Genomic DNA, 14,928 nt, shown 5'->3' with positions numbered 1-14,928 from the left:
TCTATGCAAATGAATGTATCTCGTGTAACGCATGCCCACAAAGGTTATTCCCGAATCGGATGCTGCGACCCCGGCGTCCGCTCGATTCACTGCTGGTCGTCACGCGCCGCTCGATCAAGTGACGTCGAGCGCGGATGCCGCACGCGGCGGCATCCGCTCTCGTCACTGCGCGGCGGCGAACAGCTGCAGCATGTCGCGCACGAGCTGGTGCGGCGCCGTCTCGCAGGGCGCGTGACCCGTCGGGTACGTCGCCACGCGCGCGCCGATGCGCAGCGCGTAGGCGTCGTGCTGGGCCTGAGGCCACAGGTCCTGCTCACCGACGGCGATGAGCTTCGGAACGTCGATCGCGGCGACGTCGTCCGCGACGTCGGGCGTGGCCATCATCAGGCCGACGACGTCGTCGATGCAGGCGCGGCCGGTGATGCCGAGACGCTCGCGCACGAATGCGATGCGCCCCGGGGGCGTGCGGTTGAGGTTGTAGCGGATGCCCCAGAGGATGAGCCCGGCCGCCCGGTGCGGCGACATGTCCGAGATGGGGCCGATGTGCTTCACGCCACGGAACACCTGGCCGGTCGCCGGCGGCGCCGCCATGAGCGTGAGGCTGCGGAACAGCTCGGGGCGCGCGACCAGGGCGAGCTCGGTCACCAGACCCGCGAAGCTGTAGCCGAGCACGTGCGCGGGTCCACCACCCTCTTCGAGGATCGCGACGAGATCGTCGACGAACAGCGGATAGTCGTAGGACTCGCGCGGCGGGTCGAGATGCTGCGGCCCCGCGTCGACCGACTCGTAGTGGCCGGCGATGTCGTACGCCTCGACGCGGTAACCCGCTGCCGCAAGGAGAGGGAACAGCAGGACGAAGTCCTCCTTCGACCCGGCGACGCCGGGCACGAGCACGACGCGCGGCGCGTCGGGGTCGCCGAGACGAACACGTGCCAGGCCGCCACTGGGAGCACGGAACACATCGCGCTCGGTGCCGGCGGGGAACACGTGCCAGTCGAGGTCGGGAAGGGCCTGGTCGCGCGCGAGCGCGTCGTCGATCGTCGTCATCGCGACTGTGACACTACCGCTTGGGAAGACCGTCGAGCTCGTCCTGACGCGGCGCGTAGTCGATATGGCCCCCGTCGGCGTCGAACGCCTGCACCGGCCGGCGGCTCGACCACGCCTCCCATCCCGGATCGCCCTCGAGGACGAACGACACCCAGGCGCGGTGCATGGCGTCGGCGAGGGCCTGCGGACCGTCGTGGCCGCCCAGGGCCACGGCGTCGGGCGTGTCGACGCGGTCGAACACGAAGCCGAGCTCCATCCCGTGGGCGGCGCCCAGGCGGTCGACGGGGCTCCGCCACCGGAACTCGTAGACCCATGTAGGAGCCGCGGGTGCCGCTTCAACCCGGAGAGACGCGGCCGGCTCGTCGGTCCGGCTGTCGGCGAACCGCGCGATCGGCCCGCGCAGGAGAACGTCGGTCACCACTTCGCCGAGCACCTCTCCCGCCGTCGCATCGGGCCGACGGGCACGGTGCGCCGTCACGATGCGCGAGGGCACCCGCGACGCGAGGCGGGCGAGGGCGAGCGTGCGGGCCGTGATCCTGTCGAGGACGCCGCTGGGCACGAACCAGAGCCGGTACTCCTCGCTCGTGGAGCCGATGAGCACGGGGATGCCGCGGCCGGCGCCGGCGAGCAGGGCGTCGAGCGGATTGCGCGGCACGGCCTCGCCGCCGATGGCGAGCGCCACGCTGGGGCCGCGGCCGAGAGGCGAGCCGCCCGCGGCGATCGCCCGCTGCTGCTCCACCAGCTGGTGGGCGGTCACAGCGGAGAATCCGGCGCGCGTGGCGGAGATCTTCAGCCGCTTGGCGATCTCGCGCGTCATGCGTCCGGCCTTCTTCGGAGGCTGCGCGGCGAGCGGCCCGGACTGGAGGATCGCGCGGTCGAACAGCTCTTTCGCGTGCGGCAGGGCGAGCAGGGCGGTGAGGGTGTTCGCGCCCGCTGAGTGGCCCATGACCGTGACGTTCGCCGGGTCGCCACCGAAGGCCGCGATCTCGCGGCGCACCCAGCGCAGCGCGGCCTGCTGGTCGAGCACACCGAGGTTCTGCGGCACGTCGTCAAGCACCGCGAAGCCCTCCTGCCCGAGCCGGTACTGGACCGAGACGTACACGATGCCGTGCCGTGCGAACGTCCGCCCGCCGTAGGCCGGCAGGGCCGCCGCGCCACGGGTCAGTGCCTCCGTGCACGAACACGAGCACCGGCAGCGCCGCATCGGCCGGCCGGTCGGCCGGCGTCCACACGTTCACCGTCAGGATGTCGTCGCCGGCGATCTCGACGGTCGGCAGGTACTTCTCGAGGCCGCCGCCATAGGGCGCCTGCGGAGCCGTCGGGCCGAAGGCCGCGGCATCCCGCTCCCCCTCCCATGCCGGTGCCGGCTGTGGCTCACGGAAGCGCAGCTCCCCGACCGGCGCGGCGGCGTACGGGATGCCGAGGAATCGATCGAGCGCGCCCTCGCGAGTACCGCGAACGCGACCGCCGGCGACCTGCACGACGGGACGCAGGTCAACTGCGCCGAACGAGGTAGCGGTCGCCGAGGTGCTCGTGAGGGCAGAGGCGTCCGGGACCGCCCCGGCACCGTGGGCTGAGGGCATGGGCACCGTCATCGTGGTCTCCTCCTGGCGCACGTCGGCGGCGCTGCCGAACTCAGACTCAGCCCGCGTGGGACTCGGTGTCAAGCGAAGGCGAAGCGGATCATCCCCGGCTAGTCTGGTCTGCGCCCCGGCGAGAGGTGACGATGACCGGCAGCAGCGTTCCCCCCACGGCGACCACCCCGTCGGGGTCGATCGCCCGCCCGCGACGGCGCACACCCTTCTGGGACAACGCCCGGTTCGCGTGCATCGTCCTGGTCGTGCTCGGTCACGCCGTACAGCGGCTGACGTACGACTCCGACATCGCGCTGAGTCTCTACCTCGTCGTGTATGCGTTCCACATGCCGGCCTTCGCGGTGATCTCCGGCTACTTCTCGAAGTCGGATGCCCCCACGAGGACGCAGATGGCGCGCGTCATCACCGACATCCTGGTGCCGTACATCGTGTTCGAGGGGCTGTGGACGCTGACGAAGTGGCTCGTCGAGGGCCAGGCGAACCCCAACCTCACCGAGCCGTCGTGGACGCTGTGGTTCCTGCTGGCGCTGGGCATCTTCCGCGTCGTGCTCCCCTACCTCGCGCTGCTGCGTTGGCCGCTGCTGTGGACGGTCGCGATCTCGATCGGCGCCGGATACCTGCCCAACATCGACTCGACGTTCTCGCTGTCGCGCACCCTCGGCCTGCTGCCCTTCTTCACGCTCGGCTGGTGGCTGCGCGAGCACGACGTGGTCGCACGGCTGCGGCTGCTGGACCGCCGCCCGTGGTGGGTGTTCGCCGGAGGCATCGGCCTTTTCGCACTCGCCGCCTGGGCGGCGTGGTTCTTCGTCGACGACTGGCGCGCCATGAACCTGCGGGAGTGGCTCTTCTACGACGAGAACTACGCCTCCATCGGCGGCACCCAGTGGTGGGCAGGCGGCGTGCGCCTCGCGCTCATGATCGTGGCGGTGCTGCTGTCGACGGCGTTCTTCGCGCTGCTTCCGCGCGACACCCACTGGTGGACGCATTTCGGCCAGTACACGATGTACGTCTACCTGCTGCACTCCTTCGTGCTGTACCCGTTCCGCGAGAACGGCCTGCTGCGCAACGCCGAGCCCACCTGGCTCTGGCTGCCGCTGGTCATCGTCGGTTCGGTGCTCATCGCGCTGGGGCTGGCGACGCGTCCGGTGCGCCGCGTCTTCCGCCCGCTGGTCGAGCCGCGTCCGGCGTGGCTGTTCGCCGACCGCACGCTCGCGCGGCGCGAGGGCCGCCGCAGCGACCCGACCGGTTCGCGCCGACCGCGCGAGCAGCCCCGGGTTCCCCGGCCCGATCCCCGCCAGAACGGCTGAGCAGAGGTTCGCGGCGCCGACGGCGGTCAGCCCCGGCAGGGGCTCCAACGAGAAGCGCGGCGCTCAGGCGAAGAGAGCGGCTCCGACGAAGGAGCCGGGCTGCGCGCCCGCGGGAACCGCCCAGAGTCCCGAGCCCACGTGGCGGATGTACTCGTTCATCGTGTCGGTCGACAGCGAGCGCTGCAGGCGCACGAACTGCTCGGGCGATCGCTGGTACGACAGGAAGAACAGCCCGGCGTCGAGACGGCCCAGTTCGTTGTTGCCGTCGACGAAGTTGTAGCCGCGCCGCAGGATCCGGATGCCGTCGTTCAGCTCCGGATGCGCGAGCCGCACGTGGCTGGTCGTCGCGATCGCCGGCTGACCGCCCGCACCGGTGGCGTCGAAGTCGGGCTCGGTGAACTCGTCGCCGCCCGACAGCGGCGCCCCCACGCCCTTGGTGCGGCCGATGATCGACTCCTGCTCCGAGAGGCGCACACGGTCCCAGGTCTCGATGAGCATCGCGATCTTGCGCGCGACGAGGTACGAACCGCCCGCCATCCATGCCGGCTCGTCCGCGGCGCCGACCCACACGTGGTCGGCGAGCGCCGCATCATCGGTCGCGAGGATGTTCGCGGTGCCGTCCTTGAAGCCGAAGAGGTTGCGCGGCGTCGCCTGCGCCGCCGTCGTGCGCGACGTGCGTCCGAAGCCGAGCTGAGACCACCGCAGCCGCGCGCGCCCGAAGGCGATGCGGCTGAGGTTGCGGATCGCGTGCACAGCGACCTGCGGATCGTCGGCGCAGGCCTGGATGCACAGGTCGCCGCCCGAGAGCGCCGGGTCGAGGTCGTCGCCGAGGAACGCCGGCAGCTTCTCGAGCTGCGCCGGCCGCCGCGTCGCGAGCCCGTAGCGGTCGCCCTCGTCGTTCTCGAACAGCGACGGGCCGAAGCCGAAGGTGATCGTCAGGCCGCTCGCCGCGAGCCCCAGCGCCTCGCCGGTGTCGTCCGGCGGGGCCTCCGGCGACCCGCCCACTGCGCCGGTGGCGCTGACGTCGAGGCCCTGGGTCATGCGGGCCGCCGCGTACGACCAGTCCTGCAGGAGCGTCACCAGATCGTCGCGATCGGTGCGCGCCATCATGTCGAACGACGCGAAGTGCAGATGATCCTGCACGGGCGTCGTGATGCCGGCCTGATGCGCGCCGTAGTAGTCGTAGACGGATGCCGCGGCATCCTGCTCCCGCGCACGCCCGACGGCGACGCCCGTCGTCGCGCCGGCTCCCGCCCCGAGCGCGAGGCCGGCGGCGCCGGCCCCGAGCGCGAGGCCGAGGACGCCGCGCCGCGAGAGACCGGCACCCGCGCCCGGCGCCGCCCCCGCCGGAGCGGGAGCGTCCGCGGAGCCGTTCGACGGGTCGGTCACGTTACGCCAGCACCGTGTTCGTGAGCTGCGCGAGCGGCTCGGCGAGGGCGTTGATCAGGTCGGTGAGCTCGCGCTTGTCGTCGTCGGTGAGCTCGGTGTACACCACGAAGCCGCTCTCGAGCGAGCCGTACTGCGCGAGGGCGGTCTCGAGGTCGGCGTAGCCGGCGTCGATCTCGTCGGCGAGGGCCGCACCCTCGTCGCCCTGTGCCACGGCGAAGTCGCGCACGAGCGAGAACGCCATCTTCGAGCCTTCGACGTTGGCGGCGAAGTCGGAGAGATCCGTGCCCGACCACCAGTCCTCTTCGCCCTGGATCTTGCCCGTGGCGACCTCGTCGAGGAGTGCGATGGCGCCGTTGGAGATGCCGGCGATGCCCTGCGCGTCGAGGGACTCCTGGAAGTCGTCGGAGTGCACGTAGTCATACAGCTCCTGCACGTCGGCGATCAACTGATCGCCGAAGGCGGCGCGCTCCGCCTCGGTCGAGGGCGCCCAGTCCTGCCACGCCGGCGTCTCGCCGTCGGCGTTCAGTGCATCGGCGGCCGGCACCCACAGGTCCTTCTCGATCCGGTGGAACCCGGTCCAGTCCAGTCCTTCGGCGATCGCGTCGACCTCGCGGTAGTCGATGCGCGGGTCGAGGTCGCCGAGCGCCTCGGCGACCGGCTCGATGCGCTCGTAGTAGGCGCGCACGAGGGCGAACTGCGCACGCGCGGTCTCATCGTCGCCCGACTCGTACGCCGCGACGAACTCCGACACGGCGGGGGCGAGCTGCCCGACCTGGTCCTTGACGAAGGCGGCGTAGAGGTCGACCGCCTGCTGCTTCTGCTCCGCGTCCTCGCCCGACAGCTCGACGGCGTCGCCCGAGACGGCGAACGCCGCGCGCCCGACGCCGTCGCCGATCATTCCCGGCTTGCAGAGCGTGAAGTAGTCACCCGGCTGCGCGACGACCGTGAGCGTGCGCGACGCGCCGGGCGCGATGTTCTCGACCTCGCCCACGATGCGCAGGCCGTCGTCGGCGAGCAGGTAGAACTCGGTCACCTCGTCGCCGTCGTTGCTCACATCGAACGTGAGCGTGCCACTGGTCGCCGCATCACCCGACACCTCGCAGCCCGAGGCCGTCGACGACACGGTCAGTGCGTCGGATGAGGCGGCGTCGCTCTTGGCGACGCAACCGGACAGGACGAGGGCGCCGAGGGCGGCGACGGCGAGTGCCGGGATGAGACGACGGGCGGTCATGCTTCTCCTTGCGGGGATGGGACGGAAGGCGGGCCGGGAGGAACTGCCACTGGTGAGGCAGGTGACGTGGGGACGGATGCGGCGTCCGCGGCAGGTGCCGGACGCGCCGCCGGACGCGAGCGCAGCTGGCCGCGGAGCCAGATGCCGCCCACGATCCCGACGTAGAGCACCCAGGCGACGACCTGCAGCCACGACATCCGCGGCATGAAGCCCACGGTCGCCTGCAGGATCGCAGCCAGCGCGCTTCCCGGGGGGATCGAGCCGGTGAGGTCGAATGCCCAGCCGAACGGGAACGCCGCCCAGCCGACGGCGACGTCGCCGGTGGCGGGGTCGATGGGCGCGGCGGCGGTGAAGGGACCGGGAAGCGCGCCGGCCTCCTGCAGATCGTGGATCGCGTACGCCAGCACCCCGGCGGCCACGATCACCAGGAAGGCTCCCGTCCAGCCGAAGAAGACGCGAAGGTCGAGTCGCAGCATGCCGCGCGCGAGGGCCCAGCCGAGGATCACGGCCGCCACCAGACCCAGCAGTGCGCCCGCCAGTGCGGCGGGGGCCTCGCCGAAGGACTGGACCATCGACCACAGCAGCAGGGTGGTCTCGACGCCCTCACGTGCCACCGAGACGAATCCGATGGCGACGAGCGCCCAGAGCCCGCCGGTGGCGAGCGCGCGGTCGACCTCGCCCTCGAGCGTGCGCTTGAGGGTGCGGGCTGTCCGCTGCATCCAGAAGATCATCCACGTGACCATCGCCACCGCGAGCAGCGACAAGGTGCCGCCCAGGAGCTCCTGCGCCTCGAACGTGAGGGAATACGCGCCGAACGTCAGGACCGCGCCGATGACGAGGGCCAGCACGATGGCGAGCCCCACACCCGCCCACAGGCGCGGCAGCACGTCGCGCCGGCCGAGCTTGGAGAGGTAAGCGACGAGGATGCCGACGACGAGCGCGGCTTCGAGGCCTTCACGCAGGCCGATGAGGAAGGTGGCGAGCAACGGGATTCCCAAGATGGTGCGGATGAGGCGGCGCCCCGTTACGCCTCGGCACTCCTGCGGTCTCATGCGCGCGGCGGTTCAACGTAAGGTGAGCCTTACCTTCGACGCTACCGGACACCTCGGCGCATGTCCATTCCGTGACGGCGCCCTCGCGGTCAGCCGGCAGCGCGCGCGTACCGCTCCGCGAGGCGCTGCAGATGCGGCACGAGCTCCGCGGGAGAGTCGACGGTGAAATCCATGCCCAGCATGCCGATGTAGGCGGCGATGGTCTCCAGACTGTCGGCGCCCGTCACCAGCACGGATGTCGTCGGCCCCACGTCCTCGACGACGCCCACGGTCGGGTTGATGCGCGCGATCACCCGCTCCGCAGGCGCGGCGATCCGCAGACGCGCGTGCACGTTCCACCCGCCGGCAGCGATCGAGCGCAGCGCGAAGGCCGTGAAGTCGCCCCCGGGCACCGGGACGGGGGCGAATTGACGCCGCGTCGGCATGCGGGGCTCGATCCAGTCCAACCGGAACGTCTCCCACTCGTCCGTGTCGGGATCTCGCGCCACGAGGTACCACCGGCGCTGCCAGCTGAGCAGCCGGTACGGCTCGACGCGTCGAGCCGTACCGCGGTCATCGAACCGCAGCCACTCCCCCGCGTGCACCGCCTGCGCGACCGCGCTCAGCACGCGCGGGTCGACCTCGGGATCGGGTGCGTCGGTGCCGACGTTCTCGGGGCCGCTGTCGATGGTCGCTGCCACCGCGTCGACCGTGGGCCGCAGCCGCTCGGGCAGCACCTGGAGCAGTTTCGCGAGCGCACGGGCGCCTGCCTCATCGACACCCGCGACACCGCGCGCCACGCGCAGCCCGATGGCGACGGCGACCGCCTCCTCGTCGTCCAGCAGCAGCGGCGGCAGCTTGCCGCCCGCCGCCAGCCGATACGAGCCGGCTCGGCCGCGTTCGGCCTCGACGGGGTAGCCGAGCGCGCGCAGGCGCTCGATGTCGGTGCGGATGGTCCGCACCGAGACGCCGAGTCGCGTCGCCAGCTCCGGCCCCGGCCACCGCGGGCGGCTCTGCAGCAGCGCGAGGAGTGCGAGCATCCGCGCAGAGGTGCCTGCCATCTCGCTCGATTCGTCGAAGTGCGCAGATATCAGGAAGATAACCTGCCTGTTTCGACCGTAACGTCGAAGACATGAACACCGCAACCGCCGCCACCACCGACATCCGCCCCTTCCGCGTCGACATCCCGCAGGCGGACCTCGACGACCTCAACGACCGCCTGGCGCGCACCCGGCTCCCCCAGCCGGCACCCTCCGACGACTGGGAGTCGGGAACGCCCCACCAGTACCTCGCGGATGCCGTCGCACGCTGGCGCGACGGGTTCGACTGGCGCGCTGCCGAGGCGCGTATGAACGAGTTCCCGCACTTCATCACGGAGATCGACGGGCAGCCGATCCACTTCGTGCACGTGCGCTCGCCGCACGGGGGTGCCACGCCGCTGATCCTCGCGCACACGTACCCGGGCTCGTTCGTCGACTACCTGGACATGATCGGCCCGCTCGTCGACCCGGTCGCACACGGCGGCCGCGCCGAGGACGCCTTCGACGTCGTCGTCCCGGATGCGCCCGGATTCGGCTTCAGCCAGCCGGTCACGCAGCCGGGCTGGACCACCGCGCGCGTCGCCGCCGCCTACGACACGCTGATGCGCCGTCTCGGCTACGACTCGTACGGCATCCACGGCAGCGACAATGGGGCGATGGTCGCGCGTGAGCTGGGCCTGCTCGATCCCGAGGGCTTCCTGGGCCTGCACGTGTTGCAGCTGTTCTCGTTCCCCTCGGGCGACCCGGCCGAGTTCGAGCAGCTCGAGCCGCAGGACTATGCCGGGCTCGAGCACATGCAGTGGTTCCAGTCCGTCGGCGCGTACAACACGATGAACGCCGCCCGCCCGCAGACGATCGCCGCTGCACTGTCCGACTCCCCCGTCGGGCACCTGGCCTACGCCGAGCTGTTCAACTCGTTCGGCAACGGCACCAGCCTCGTCCCCATCGACGCCATCCTCACCGAGGTGAGCGTCGCGTGGTTCGCCAACGCGTCGGCCGGCATGAGCCGCGCCTACCGCGACAACGCGCTGGCGGATGCCGAGCCCCGCGTGAGCGGCGCTCGCACGGGTGTCGCCGTGTTCAAGGACGACTTCCAGACGATCAAGGTGTTCGCCGAGCGCGACAACACGAACATCGTGCACTGGAGCCGCTTCGAGACGGGCGGGCACTACGCCGCGCTCGAGGTGCCGGAGCTGGTCGTCGGCGACATCCGAACCTTCTTCGACCGCTCGTGAACAGCAGGCGGGCCGCGCGGATCCGTCCGCGCGGCCCGCCGTGACCGCGCTTAACCCGGCGCAACAAACCGAGCGGATGCCGCGGCATCCGCCTAGCCTCGCCTCATGACCGAGCTGAATCTGCCGATCCTGGACCTCTCCCGGCTCGACGCGGGCGCTGAGGCGGCTGCGCAGTTCCGCGACGACCTGCGCGCGGCGACCCATGACGTCGGGTTCTTCTACCTCACCGGCACCGGCGTCTCGCCTGAGCTGGAATCACGTCTGCACCGCGCCGCCCGCGAGTTCTTCGCCCTCCCCGAAGCCGACAAGCTCGCGATCGAGAACGTCAACAGCCCGCACTTCCGCGGGTACACGCGCATCGGCGGCGAGCGCACGCAGGGCAAGGTCGACTGGCGCGAGCAGATCGACATCGGTCCCGAGCGCGAGGCGGTGGCGGACGCCGATGCCCCGGACTTCGCGCGCCTCATCGGGCCGAACCTCTGGCCCGAAGCGCAGCCCGAGCTGCGCGACGTCGTCACGGAGTGGCACGATCACCTGTCGGGTGTCGCGCGCAAGCTGCTGCGCGCCTGGGCGCTCTCGCTCGGGGCGGAGGAGAGTTACTTCGACGAGCACTTCGGCGAGCCGTCCACCCTCATCAAGATCGTCCGCTACCCCGGCAAGGAGGACCCGACACCCCAGCAGGGCGTCGGCGCCCACAAGGACTCCGGCGTGCTCACGCTGCTGTGGGTCGAGCCCGGCAAGGGCGGACTCCAGGTGGAGCGCGACGGACAGTGGGTGGACGCTCCCCCGGTGCCGGGCGCCTTCGTCGTCAACATCGGCGAGCTGCTCGAGTACGCGACCCAGGGCTACCTGATCGCGACCAAGCACCGGGTCATCTCGCCGAAGTACCCCGACGACCGCATCTCGGTCCCGTTCTTCTTCAACCCCGCGCTCGACAAGCGCCTCCCGCTGATCGAGCTGCCCGACGAGCTCGCCGCGCAGGCGCGCGGGGTCACGCAGGACCCGTCGAATCCGATCCACGCGCTGTACGGCGAGAACGCGCTGAAGTCGCGCCTGCGCGCCCACCCCGATGTCGCCGGCATCCACCATGCGGATCTCGTGGCGGCTCGCGCGGCGGCGGCGGAGCCGAGTGGCCGGGAAGCGGTGGCCTCGGGCTCATCCGCCTGACGTTGTTGCAGGTCGCCCCGTGCCCTGCAAGGGGGTCCTCGGCGCCGGGACGCGCGCGTAGCGTGACGGTATGAGCGACGTGACGATCTTCGCACCCTCCCCGACGCTCACCGTCACCGTCGAGGAGCACGACGACGAACCGGACATCCATGTGCACGCCGGCGGCCAGGGCGTCTGGCAGGCGCGCATGCTGCTGCGGCTGGGCGTCCCGGTGACGATCTGCTGCAGCCTGACGGGCGAGGTCGGACGGATGCTGCGGCATCTGCTGGAGGACGAGGGCATGACCGTCGCAGGCGTCGAGCGGCCGGGGAAGGGCTCCGCCTACGTGCACGATCGCCGCGGCGGCGAGCGTCGCATCATCGCTGAGACGGGGGGCGATCCCCTCGCCCGGCACGATCTCGACGAGCTCTACGGCGTGACCCTGCGCGAAGGGCTCGCCTCCGGCCTGGCGATCCTCAGCGGACCCGCCGGCGACGAGACGCTCCCCGCCGACACCTACCGCCGGCTGGCCTCCGACCTGCACGCCGGAGGCGCCAAGGTCGTCGTCGACCTCTCGGGCGCCCGGCTCGACGCTGCCATCAAGGGCGGCGTCGACGTGCTCAAGGTCAGCGACGAGGAGCTGGCGAGCGACGGGCGCGTCGACGACGACTCCGCAGCGGGGATCATGGCCGCGATGCGGCGCCTGCGGAAGGACGGGGCGGAGGCCGTGATCGTCTCGCGCTCGCCGGAGCCCATGCTCCTGCTCGATCCGGACGGGTTCCTCGAGATCACCGCACCGCGCCTCGAGGTCGCCGATACGCGCGGCGCCGGTGACTCGCTCACCGCGGGCGTGGCGGCGGGCATCGCGCGGGGCGAGAGCGTGCGCGATGCGATCGTGACCGGCGCGGCCGCCGCCGCGCTGAATGTCACGCGCCATGGACTGGGAACCGGCGACCCCGACGCGATCGCGGCGCTGCGGTCGGCCGTCACGGTGCGACAGCTCCTCGATGGGGCCGAGGCGGGGATGGATCAGCCGGTGACGGGTCACGTCAGCCCCGACGGGCTCGCGGCCCTGGCAGAGCCGACGGAACGGCCGCCGGGCGAGGCGTCGATGGAGCGGCCGCCGGGCGAGGCGTCGTCCGGTGACTCCCCGGAGTCCGGACGCTCGGAGACGGCGGAATCGGGGAACCCGCGATGACCCGCGCGCTCATCACCAATGACGACGGCATCGATGCGCCGGGTCTTCACTCCCTCGCCCGCGCCGCCCGGGACTCCGGTCTCGACGTGACCATCGCGGCGCCCGTCCGGCAGTCCAGCGGCTCCAGCGCGTCCATCGTGGCCGCCGAGGAGGATGGCCGCATCGCGATCGAGCGCCGCGAGCTTCCCGGTCTCGACGGCATCGCGGCCTTCGCGGTGCGCGGCGGTCCCGGTCTCATCGCGCTCATCGCGGCGCACGGCGCCTTCGGCGAACCGGCCGAGCTCGTGCTCTCGGGGGTCAATCACGGCGCGAACGTCGGCCGCGCCATCCTGCACTCCGGAACCGTCGGTGCCGCACTGACCGGCGGCCTCAACGGGGCGTGGGCCGCCGCGGTGTCGCTGGATGTCGGCATGAACCCGACGCGGTTCCACTGGGATGCCGCCTCCGCCGCAGCGATCGGCGTGCTGCCGTTCCTGCTCGAGCGGCCACGCGGAACCGTGGTCAACGTCAACGTCCCGAACGCGCCGGACAACCTCGGGACCGTCGAGGCCGCCCTGGCCCCCTTCGGCATCGTGCAGACGACACTGAGCGAGCGGGACGCCGGTCACATCCGCCTGGCTGTCGAGGACCTGCCCAACACCCCCGAGCCCGGCAGCGACGCCGCACTCCTGGCTGAGGGATGGGTGACCCTCACCGGCCTCGATCCGGTGTCGCAACTGCCGCTCGGCTTCGAGGCGTCACAGGCGACCGCCCGCCCGTCAGGGTCCGCAGCCTCGCAGCGCGAGAGGTGAGGCAAGCCCGCAGGCCGCAGCGATCGACGGAAAGAACGAAGGCCTCCCCACACCGTGGGGAGGCCTTCTCAAGAATGTTTTGCGCGATTGAACGCTGGTCGATGCCTTATCGACGGAGACCGAGGCGCTCGATGAGCGAGCGGTAACGGTTGATGTCGATGTCCTGGAGGTAGCCCAGGAGACGGCGGCGCTGACCGACGAGCAGGAACAGCCCACGACGCGAGTGGTGGTCGTGCTTGTGCTCCTTGAGGTGCTCGGTCAGGTCCTTGATGCGCTGCGTCAGCATCGCGACCTGCACCTCGGGGGATCCGGTGTCACCGGGGTGCGTCGCGTACTCTTCGATGATCGCCTTCTTGACGTCTGCTTCCAGTGCCATAGGTGATCCCCTCTCTGCTTGTTGCGCGGTGCCCGTCACCCGATGTGCGAGCTCTCTTTCTCCGCGGCCGATCCAACGGCAACCTGAAGAGTCTACCAGCGAACGGATGCCGCGGCGAACGCGCTCCTGCTCAGCCCGGGTACGCTCGAACCCGTGCCACACCCCCTCCGCGTCGAGCCGCAGGGCCGGCGTGGAGCAGCGGCCGAGGTCGGGGAGTGAGCGCCGAGCAGCACCGCAGCCACTTCATCGACCTGCGGCCTTTCCGCACCAGTCCCGCGTTCACGCGGATGTGGATCGGATCGACGCTGGCGGGCCTGGGTGGCCAGCTCACGATCGTCGCGATCATGCTGCAGATGTACGACCTCACCGAGTCGACGTTCGCCGTCTCGATGATCGCCGTCGCCGGACTTCTGCCCATGATCGTCGCGGGCATCTACGGCGGCATGCTCGCCGACGCGTTCGACCGCCGGGCGGTGGCGCTGATCGCAGCCACAGTGACGTTCGGGTCGACGGCGCTGCTCGCCGTCCTCACCTGGGCGAACCTCGAGACGGTGTGGTGGCTGTACGCGCTGAGCATCGTCAACTCCGCCGCCAACTCGATCGTGCTGGCGACCCGCCAGGCGATCGTGCCGCGCCTGCTCCCCCGCGAGCTGCTGCCGGCCGCCTCGGCCCTCGGCGGCATCACCGTCGGGATCATGGTGATGGCCGGTCCCGCGCTGGCCGGCGTGCTGGTGGCGCTGACCGGCTACGCCTGGACGTACACGCTCGACGTGATCCTGATGACCTCGCTGTTCCTCGGCCTCTGGACGCTGCCGGCTCTGCGCCCCGAGGGCGAGGTCGTCCGGCCGGGACTCGAATCGCTCCGGGACGGCTGGCGGTTCCTGCGGCGCGCGTCCAACATCCGCCTGCAGTTCATCCTGGACATCATCGCGATGACGTTCGGCCAGCCGCTGTCGCTGTTCCCCGCCATCGGGGCGGTGCTGCTCGGCGGCGGCCCGATCACCACGGGTCTCCTCACCGCGTCGGTCGCCGCCGGTGCCTTCGCGTCCAGTCTGTTCTCGGGCCGCGTCGGCGCGATCCGCCGCCAGGGCCTCGGCATCGAGCGCGCGATCCTCGTCTACGGGATCTCGATCGCCGCGCTCGGCCTGGTGCTGGGGGCGGCGGCACTCGGCTGGCTGGCACCCGTCGGAGTCGACGCCGACACCCCGAACGTCGCTCTGATCGCACTCGCCTGCGTCGTGCTCGCCGTATCGGGCGCCGCCGACAACATCAGCTCGATCTTTCGCAACACCATGGTGCAGGCGGCGGTACCCGACGCGATCCGTGGCCGGCTGCAGGGCATCTTCATCGTCGTGGTCGCGGGCGGCCCCCGCCTCGGCGCGCTCTACGCCGGCACGCTCGCGACGCTCACGGCGCTGTGGTTCCCGCCGCTGCTGGGCGGCTTCGTGATCATCGCGCTCGTGGCGATGCTGGTGCGCGCCAGCCCGCGCTTCCGCGCGTACGACGCCGAGAACCCCGTCCCCTGACCGGCGCCAGAGCGTA

14 protein-coding genes are annotated in these 14,928 nt (G+C 71.3%); 6 read left to right on the top strand and 8 right to left on the bottom strand.

What is annotated here, in order from left to right; all coding sequences use genetic code 11:
• Window positions 1–162 precede the first annotated feature (162 nt).
• From Q9R08_RS19025 to Q9R08_RS19015, 3 genes are read right to left on the bottom strand one after another with little or no spacing between them, the layout of a single operon-like run.
• Window positions 163–1,047: an alpha/beta fold hydrolase gene (locus Q9R08_RS19025; RefSeq protein ID WP_308869758.1), complete on the bottom strand. Its 885-nt coding sequence runs from the start codon at window positions 1,045–1,047 to the stop codon at window positions 163–165.
• A 13-nt stretch (window positions 1,048–1,060) separates the two neighbouring features.
• Window positions 1,061–2,149: a carboxylesterase family protein gene (locus Q9R08_RS19020; protein WP_308869757.1), complete on the bottom strand. Its 1,089-nt coding sequence runs from the start codon at window positions 2,147–2,149 to the stop codon at window positions 1,061–1,063.
• A complete protein-coding gene (locus Q9R08_RS19015) occupies window positions 2,097–2,642 on the bottom strand; it encodes a carboxylesterase family protein (RefSeq protein WP_308869756.1) in 546 nt (181 codons plus the stop codon). Before Q9R08_RS19015 ends, Q9R08_RS19020 begins: the two co-directional genes overlap by 53 nt.
• Window positions 2,643–2,773: 131 nt before the next feature.
• Here Q9R08_RS19015 and Q9R08_RS19010 point away from each other — a divergent pair, with 131 nt between their 5' ends.
• Complete coding sequence (locus Q9R08_RS19010; protein WP_308869755.1) at window positions 2,774–3,949, top strand: acyltransferase family protein; 1,176 nt, start codon at window positions 2,774–2,776, stop codon at window positions 3,947–3,949.
• A 63-nt stretch (window positions 3,950–4,012) separates the two neighbouring features.
• Here the strand turns inward: Q9R08_RS19010 and efeB are convergent, their stop codons facing one another.
• The 4 genes from efeB to Q9R08_RS18990 form a co-directional block, all read right to left on the bottom strand.
• Entirely contained in the window at window positions 4,013–5,338 is a 1,326-nt protein-coding gene (gene efeB, locus Q9R08_RS19005) for an iron uptake transporter deferrochelatase/peroxidase subunit (protein WP_308869754.1), read from the bottom strand.
• 1 nt (window position 5,339) lies between these two features.
• Window positions 5,340–6,569 carry an iron uptake system protein EfeO gene (gene efeO / locus Q9R08_RS19000; RefSeq protein ID WP_308869753.1) on the bottom strand — a complete coding sequence of 410 codons (1,230 nt, stop codon included), beginning with the start codon at window positions 6,567–6,569 and terminating at the stop codon, window positions 5,340–5,342.
• Window positions 6,566–7,555 carry an iron uptake transporter permease EfeU gene (efeU, locus tag Q9R08_RS18995; protein ID WP_308869752.1) on the bottom strand — a complete coding sequence of 330 codons (990 nt, stop codon included), beginning with the start codon at window positions 7,553–7,555 and terminating at the stop codon, window positions 6,566–6,568. Before efeU ends, efeO begins: the two co-directional genes overlap by 4 nt.
• A 155-nt stretch (window positions 7,556–7,710) precedes the next feature.
• Window positions 7,711–8,661, bottom strand: coding sequence for a helix-turn-helix transcriptional regulator (locus tag Q9R08_RS18990; RefSeq protein WP_308869751.1), 951 nt, complete (start codon window positions 8,659–8,661; stop codon window positions 7,711–7,713).
• Window positions 8,662–8,732: 71 nt separating this feature from the next.
• On the opposite strand from Q9R08_RS18990, the gene Q9R08_RS18985 reads away from it, so the two are divergent.
• The 4 genes from Q9R08_RS18985 to surE all read left to right on the top strand — a co-directional run bounded on the left by Q9R08_RS18985 (window position 8,733) and on the right by surE (window position 13,010).
• Window positions 8,733–9,875 (top strand): epoxide hydrolase family protein, encoded by a 1,143-nt coding sequence (locus Q9R08_RS18985; protein WP_308869750.1) that lies wholly within the window; start codon window positions 8,733–8,735, stop codon window positions 9,873–9,875.
• A 105-nt stretch (window positions 9,876–9,980) separates the two neighbouring features.
• Entirely contained in the window at window positions 9,981–11,042 is a 1,062-nt protein-coding gene (locus Q9R08_RS18980; protein WP_308869749.1) for an isopenicillin N synthase family dioxygenase, read from the top strand.
• Between the two features lie 70 nt (window positions 11,043–11,112).
• Window positions 11,113–12,219, top strand: a complete 1,107-nt coding sequence (locus Q9R08_RS18975) for a 1-phosphofructokinase family hexose kinase (protein WP_308869748.1) — start codon at window positions 11,113–11,115, stop codon at window positions 12,217–12,219.
• Window positions 12,216–13,010, top strand: a complete 795-nt coding sequence (gene surE / locus Q9R08_RS18970; RefSeq protein ID WP_308869747.1) for a 5'/3'-nucleotidase SurE — start codon at window positions 12,216–12,218, stop codon at window positions 13,008–13,010. Before Q9R08_RS18975 ends, surE begins: the two co-directional genes overlap by 4 nt.
• Before the next feature lie 106 nt (window positions 13,011–13,116).
• On the opposite strand, the gene rpsO is transcribed toward surE, so the two are convergent.
• Window positions 13,117–13,386: a 30S ribosomal protein S15 gene (gene rpsO / locus Q9R08_RS18965; RefSeq protein WP_005048780.1), complete on the bottom strand. Its 270-nt coding sequence runs from the start codon at window positions 13,384–13,386 to the stop codon at window positions 13,117–13,119.
• A 215-nt stretch (window positions 13,387–13,601) separates the two neighbouring features.
• Between rpsO and Q9R08_RS18960 the strand changes: the two genes are divergently transcribed.
• Complete coding sequence (locus Q9R08_RS18960; protein WP_308869746.1) at window positions 13,602–14,912, top strand: MFS transporter; 1,311 nt, start codon at window positions 13,602–13,604, stop codon at window positions 14,910–14,912.
• Window positions 14,913–14,928 lie beyond the last annotated feature (16 nt).

The sequence above is a fragment of the Microbacterium psychrotolerans genome, from assembly GCF_031085295.1.
Taxonomy (GTDB): domain Bacteria; phylum Actinomycetota; class Actinomycetes; order Actinomycetales; family Microbacteriaceae; genus Microbacterium; species Microbacterium psychrotolerans.
The sequence above is the reverse complement of the archived record's forward strand: the minus strand, read 5'-3'. Positions and strand labels throughout refer to the sequence as shown.

What these genes read in the sequence shown, in the direction of transcription:
- Q9R08_RS18975 (WP_308869748.1), top strand. Translation starts at nt 11,113, where the DNA reads ATGAGCGACGTGACGATCTTCGCACCCTCCCCGACGCTCACCGTCACC.
- Q9R08_RS19010 (WP_308869755.1), top strand. Translation starts at nt 2,774, where the DNA reads ATGACCGGCAGCAGCGTTCCCCCCACGGCGACCACCCCGTCGGGGTCG.
- efeO (WP_308869753.1), bottom strand. Translation starts at nt 6,569, where the DNA reads ATGACCGCCCGTCGTCTCATCCCGGCACTCGCCGTCGCCGCCCTCGGC.
- surE (WP_308869747.1), top strand. Translation starts at nt 12,216, where the DNA reads ATGACCCGCGCGCTCATCACCAATGACGACGGCATCGATGCGCCGGGT.
- Q9R08_RS18990 (WP_308869751.1), bottom strand. Translation starts at nt 8,661, where the DNA reads ATGGCAGGCACCTCTGCGCGGATGCTCGCACTCCTCGCGCTGCTGCAG.
- rpsO (WP_005048780.1), bottom strand. Translation starts at nt 13,386, where the DNA reads ATGGCACTGGAAGCAGACGTCAAGAAGGCGATCATCGAAGAGTACGCG.
- Q9R08_RS18985 (WP_308869750.1), top strand. Translation starts at nt 8,733, where the DNA reads ATGAACACCGCAACCGCCGCCACCACCGACATCCGCCCCTTCCGCGTC.
- Q9R08_RS18980 (WP_308869749.1), top strand. Translation starts at nt 9,981, where the DNA reads ATGACCGAGCTGAATCTGCCGATCCTGGACCTCTCCCGGCTCGACGCG.
- Q9R08_RS19015 (WP_308869756.1), bottom strand. Translation starts at nt 2,642, where the DNA reads ATGACGGTGCCCATGCCCTCAGCCCACGGTGCCGGGGCGGTCCCGGAC.
- Q9R08_RS19025 (WP_308869758.1), bottom strand. Translation starts at nt 1,047, where the DNA reads ATGACGACGATCGACGACGCGCTCGCGCGCGACCAGGCCCTTCCCGAC.